Genomic DNA, 5,786 nt, shown 5'->3' on the forward strand with positions numbered 1-5,786 from the left:
CGATTCGACATAGTTACATCGGCGGCGGTACGGTTGTCCGGATGAGCGATACCGGACCTATTCCGCCCAAAGAGATTTTGAATCGATTGTTTGATCCGTTCTTTCGGGCAGAGGCCGGTGGTTCCGATATTGGTTTGTTTGCGGTGCAACGTTTGGTGCAAAAGAATTTTGGAACTATCGTTCCCTATGTGAATGAGGAACGGAATGTGATTTCTCTGCTGCTTCCGAGTTTCCCCTTGGAGCCGACAAATGATCCCGAGCAGAGCGCTTCAACGCAACCTACTTCTGAGAATGCAAGATGAATCGCGAAATCAAACCCATCGTAGCGACTGAGCTTTCCCGGAAAATGCTGGAGCTGCCGGGTTGCATCGGTGTCGCTTTGCTCGATTCAGAAGGTAGAATCTTGGAACGAACTGGGCGGATAGCAGAATGGTTTATCGAAAAAATGAATCGCATCGTTGCAACGCGCGGGGAGTTAATTCCTACCGGTGCGATTACTGTGTTCCAAGCTCCGCCTGAAATTGCAGTACTAATGGTTGAGTCGGAATTTATTGTAATTGCAGAGTGCCGGTGCAACGCGTCTTTCGGTACAATGCTAAAGGAGTTGGCGATCCGGTTTCCTGAATTTGTTACCCGGTAATCCGGTATTTGGAGTAGTTATGATTTCATCCTCACTCGAACGCATCGCATTACTCGATGTGAATCAACACATCCACCAAGGCAACACGATTGAGTTACGAGATGTGGTGAACCGAGCTCATGGCGATATTAGAAGCTTCTTATACATTCTCTTTTCGCCGCTATTCGGCGGTGAAATTGCGCTTGGTCCGGTTCGACTTAAAATGAACGAAAACTCACCGCAAGAGTCGATGGCTCAACTCCAATATGCTTTAAACAAACCGTGGCCACTCGGTTACGACGATGTAATGAAACTGTATACTGATGCCTACCGGTTTGGTTACATGTTCCGATTGACGCCGGTCGAGCAAACGGTGAGGATTTTATACGGTTGGCGCAAATCGGAGTTAATCGCACGGGAGACCGCAAGCAAAGCGATTTCCGTTTTGCTGAAGTATCTTACGAATTGGGAACGGCGGGCGATTCCGGCATATACACAAGCAGTGAATTTCCTAAAAGATTCTCCTGATTTGAAAGTCTCGAAGCGGGAGTTCCATGTGTTGCTATCAAATGCGGTTGAGAAAGCGTATGCCACTCATCCAGTGGAAGGTGTCGCTGATGTGATGAAAGACCTCTCGACTCTGCTCTCCCGCGATCCAGAATGGTTTGACCGCTTCTCGAAAACCGAATTTCTGGCGATGCTTAGTGACCGTGGCTTAGCGAATTTTAACGGAGCAGTTGTCGTCGAAGCAGGTCTGTATGGCGAAGAACTTCCGATGGAGCAATGGGTACTTGCAATCCGCCGCTTCGACCGAATGAATCGTGACCAGCTGTTGAGCCGTTCCGAGGAAGTTGAGCACTTGACACAAGAAGAGTTGGTCGGCTTTACATCGTTTTTGGAGAACCTCTAACCGTGTTCTGGCGCCGCTATGAAATACCTGCTACGTGGGAGCAGACATTGCAATCTGCGGTGCATCGGTGGGGTGCGGTTCGCGCTGTACACGCGTCGCGAGATGGCTTATCGTTGTTAGCGGAGCCTGAGGAGGAAACTCCGGAAATACATCGGTTAGCGGCAATCGCTGGTGAGTTTCTCGAAGCGTCGCAATCGCCAATCTGGAAAGATGAGAATGTTTTTTCGCAAGCGACCTTTGCTGAGAATACTATTACAGTCGTACTGCGGATGGATGATGCGGCGCTTGCGATGCAATGGGAAGGCAATATTGCGAAGCGTCAACGTGAAATACCGATTCTCCTTCGCGAATTATCGAAAAGCCCATTAAGGAAGCAGTTATGATAACCCGTCTGCTATCTGAGTTTGACGGCAACCGTGATCTTTCTGCGGTGGCACTATTCGATACCGATGGGTTTGTGGTTGAACAAATCGGATCAATGTCGTCGGAAACAGTTGCGACACTGGCAGCGCTGTGCCGGGAATACGGCTTTACGGCAGGACAAGCGAATTCAACGAATCTGCGAATTGGAATTCAGAGTAAAACGGGCACACTGTTTGTCCGAAGTGTCGGGACGCTTCGGATTGCGATTACTCTGGCAAATCCGACTAAGTTTGGAGTAGCCGAAGTGCTCGCTGACAGGGTGCAGCAACGGTGTGAAGCGTTTGTACCGCATCGGCGAAATCTGGAATAGGGAGTAGGAGTACACTATGGCGACGATTAATTACGCCAATCGCGAACTCGAATGCAAAATTGTTTACTACGGTCCTGGTCTGTGTGGAAAAACGACGAATTTGCAGACGATACACCGCATGTTGCCGGGTGATAAACGTGGTGAAATGTCATCGGTAGCAACGCAACAGGATCGCACCTTGTTCTTCGATTTACTGCCGATGGAGATTGGGAAAGTCCGCGGTTTTACTGTGCGGCTCCGGCTCTTCACCGTTCCCGGGCAAGTGTATTACAACCAATCCCGCAAACTCGTGCTGCAAGGGGCGGATGGTATCGTATTCGTCGCCGATTCGCAACCGGATAAACGGCAAGAAAATAAAGAGAGCTTACAAAATCTGTTCGATAATTTGCGGGACAATCGGATCGAAAGTGACAACCTGCCAGTAATTTTTCAATACAACAAACGAGATCTTCCGGGTGCGATTGGTTTGAACGAACTGAACGCCGATTTGAATCCGAAAAACCTTCCGTATTTCGAGGCGGTTGCTACCACCGGACAAGGGGTGTTCGATACGCTGAAATGCGTCATGACAGCCGTCATCGAAGACTTCAAACGCTCACTTGGTGAAGGGGAACCACCTACCGGTGAACCGGTTGCTCCAGCAGCTACTGTCCACGCGAAACCGAAACCATCAGTCGATCATTCACCTACCCACCAACCGGCGACAACCGAAAAAGTCAGTTGGTGGAAGCGATTGTTCGGTAAAGGGAAGTAATCGTGATCATCCGCGATGTCACCATCGGCGAAGCCGAACAAGCTATCATTCGCACTACTTTGTTGGAAGTGGTGAATGATGGCAATGCTGCTGGGGTATTCCTCATCGGTGGCGATGGTTTCGTAGTTATGCGGGAAGGAAAACTGGCGATTCCCGATCCAGTTGGGTTAGCGACGTTGGTGGCGGCAGCATTCGCCGCTGCCAGGGAAACTGCAAGACTTGCCGGCATTGCTGATTTTGATGCAGCGTATTGGCACGGGGGAGAATCGGGTGTGTATGTCCGCACCGCGGGTCAGGAACATCTCTTATTGGCGATACACGATGAGACGGCGACGTTTGGTTTGATGAAACTGGTGGTAGAGAAAGCCGCTATTGAGTTAGAACAATTACTAACCGGAAAAATGATCGAAATCGAAGCTGGCGACGATCCACAAAAGGGGCGATGGAAGGATATCGCGGCGGCGATGCGAAAGCCGGAAACTGACGAATCGGACGATCCATTTAGTGGTTTGTCGGAGGAGCCCCAATGAATGCACCAAAAGCAGAGCGTCACAAAATAATCGTTGTCGACGACGAAGAAGACATCGTGCTGGCGATGAAAGGATTTTTCAATTCCATCGACCGCAATATCGATGCGTTGTTTACCACGAATCCGCTCGAAGTAGAAAAGATTCTCGATAAGAATCCGACAGTCGAGTTAATTATCACAGACATCCGAATGCCGAATTTATCTGGTCTCGATTTAATGGTGCGGATTCAACAAACCAATCCGCGAATAAAGTTTATTGTCATGACCGGTTTCTCAAGTACGCAAACCCGAATCCAAAGCCTCGGATTAGGTGCTGTCCGGTACATCGAAAAACCGTTCGATCTCGAAGAGATGAGCGAAATCGTTGTCGATATTCTTGAGAATCAACGGGGATATAGCGGGGTCGTTGAACAATTCCATCTTGCCGATGTGATCCAGTTAATCGGATTAAGCGGACGTAAATCGATTCTGAAAGTGAATTATGAAGGGGTGGATGGAATTGTAGCCATCGATAACGGTACCGTCATTCATGCGAAGACGGACAAGAACAGTGGTATCGATGCTTTCAACGAAATGTTCCGCTGGCCGGGCGGGAGATTTTCCATCGGATCATTCTCGAAATGCCCAAAAACCATTGTAAAGCCTTGGCAAGTATTGGTCATCGATGCAGCGCGAATCGCAGATGAGTTGAACGCCGGTGGCATTGAGAAGCCACAATCGGAAGAAGTTGTATCAAGTCCACCGCAATCTGTTACACAAGCACCAGTAGTTAATGAGGAAATGGTAATCGATTCGGCACTCTCCGCATTAGATGAATTGCTGCCAATGGAGCCGCCGCCACAACGCGTCTCTTCGGAACAATCCTATGGAAAGTTTGCATATCCACCACCATTGTCCGAAGAGACGATAAAAGCAAAAGAGAATTCTCCTCGTGTGATTCGAGTCGCCGAAGAGAAGAAACCGAACGTCAAGGCAGAACCGTTACAGGTAAAACCGCCTGCTCAGAAAGCTATGTCGCTGCCCGAATCACCTGATGGTATCGATCAGATGATTGAGCCGATTCGAACAACAATTTTAGCGTTATGGCCGGAAAAAACCGAACGGTTGTTCGCACGGGAATTGCGTTGTGAGGGGTTGCCGCCACAATTGCTGGATCGTTTGGAAATCCATCTGACAACCGGCGTTGAGAATTCTGTAATGCAGTTGGAGCGGGAAGTCGATATCTCGGATGAGCATGTTCGGAAAACGTTTACCGAGTTGCGCCGTCATTTGCGAGAATCACGCGTTTTGACACAGGAAGCGTGGCTGCAATTTGCCGGACAAGTCGCTCGCGATACCGTCGCGGCATTGCGGGATCCCGCAGCTGCGTTGGGTGAAGCGGCAGTTGTACCTACCAGTTTACTGTTGCGGTTCTACGAACACCAGCGACTCGATTGGATCGATCCATTTTTACGTCCGGCTTTATCGTCAGCGTCGGAGCATGGAAGCGTTCCGCAATTGGTGGTCGCAGAAGCGAAACGATTGTTGACAACAATGTCGCCGGAACAACGCTGGGAATTCGTTCTCCGGCAATTGTTCCGCATCATGGAGATTGGGGCTTGGCTTGGCTGGCGGGAAGGATTTCTACCAGTACCGATTGTCTGTGATGCGTTGCAGCAAATGGGTGAAACGCGGCTCGCATCGGATATCGAAATGATTGCCGCGGTAGGTGTTCGCGAAGTTACCATCGCACAGATTGAGGCGGTGCGGGCAAAAGAACAACACCGGGCAAATTTAATATCCAATTAGTATAGAGAAGTAACGGAAAGTTTTGTTTTGACGCGGCGGGGAGGTCGAGCTATGCCATCGCAATCCTATAATCAATTACTTGTTCAGTTGATCAACGAGTTGTTTCGCGAAACCGGGACCGCCGGATACCGGGAGTTGGAAGCGGTATCGTTACCGTCGGCGTTGACCAAATCGCTCCGAGAACGGTCTGAAGGGATCGTGTCGACAGAGTTTGAACGAATCTTTTCGACTCCGCAATTCGATGCCTCACGCCTTGACGCCGATGCGTTGCAAAACCTACGCGAAGTGTTACTCGATGCGATGGTAATTCGGAAAGCCGAGGTGGAAGAGGCAATCGAAAAATCTGCGAATTCATTCACGGGTGGCTGGAGTACCGATCCGTTGGATTTACGGGCATTGGAAACCGACCCCCGCGGTTTCTCGATCATGATTTTCGAGCGGGCGCGTGAGTTG

Annotated in this window: 8 protein-coding genes and 1 pseudogene; all 9 read left to right on the top strand. The window is 49.7% G+C overall.

The window, feature by feature from the left end:
- A partial coding sequence (locus tag OEM52_13370) for an ATP-binding protein (GenBank protein MDK9701126.1) occupies positions 1-302 on the top strand: 302 nt, incomplete at its 5' end.
- Entirely contained in the window at positions 299-640 is a 342-nt protein-coding gene (locus OEM52_13375; protein ID MDK9701127.1) for a hypothetical protein, read from the top strand. The genes OEM52_13370 and OEM52_13375, both read left to right, overlap by 4 nt.
- 19 nt (positions 641-659) lie before the next feature.
- A complete protein-coding gene (locus tag OEM52_13380; protein ID MDK9701128.1) occupies positions 660-1,529 on the top strand; it encodes a hypothetical protein in 870 nt (289 codons plus the stop codon).
- Between the two features lie 2 nt (positions 1,530-1,531).
- Positions 1,532-1,912, top strand: a complete 381-nt coding sequence (locus OEM52_13385) for a hypothetical protein (GenBank protein MDK9701129.1) — start codon at positions 1,532-1,534, stop codon at positions 1,910-1,912.
- Positions 1,909-2,262 (top strand): hypothetical protein, encoded by a 354-nt coding sequence (locus OEM52_13390; protein MDK9701130.1) that lies wholly within the window; start codon positions 1,909-1,911, stop codon positions 2,260-2,262. The genes OEM52_13385 and OEM52_13390 overlap by 4 nt, the downstream gene beginning before the upstream one ends.
- 16 nt (positions 2,263-2,278) lie before the next feature.
- Positions 2,279-2,857, top strand: a pseudogene (locus OEM52_13395) (GTPase domain-containing protein).
- Between the two features lie 161 nt (positions 2,858-3,018).
- Positions 3,019-3,546: a roadblock/LC7 domain-containing protein gene (locus OEM52_13400; GenBank protein MDK9701131.1), complete on the top strand. Its 528-nt coding sequence runs from the start codon at positions 3,019-3,021 to the stop codon at positions 3,544-3,546.
- Complete coding sequence (locus OEM52_13405; GenBank protein ID MDK9701132.1) at positions 3,543-5,333, top strand: response regulator; 1,791 nt, start codon at positions 3,543-3,545, stop codon at positions 5,331-5,333. The genes OEM52_13400 and OEM52_13405 overlap by 4 nt, the downstream gene beginning before the upstream one ends.
- A 51-nt stretch (positions 5,334-5,384) precedes the next feature.
- Positions 5,385-5,786: hypothetical protein (locus OEM52_13410; protein MDK9701133.1), on the top strand; the 402-nt coding region annotated here is incomplete at its 3' end.

The sequence above is a fragment of the bacterium genome, from assembly GCA_030247525.1.
Lineage (GTDB): Bacteria > Electryoneota > JAOADG01 > JAOADG01 > JAOADG01 > JAOTSC01.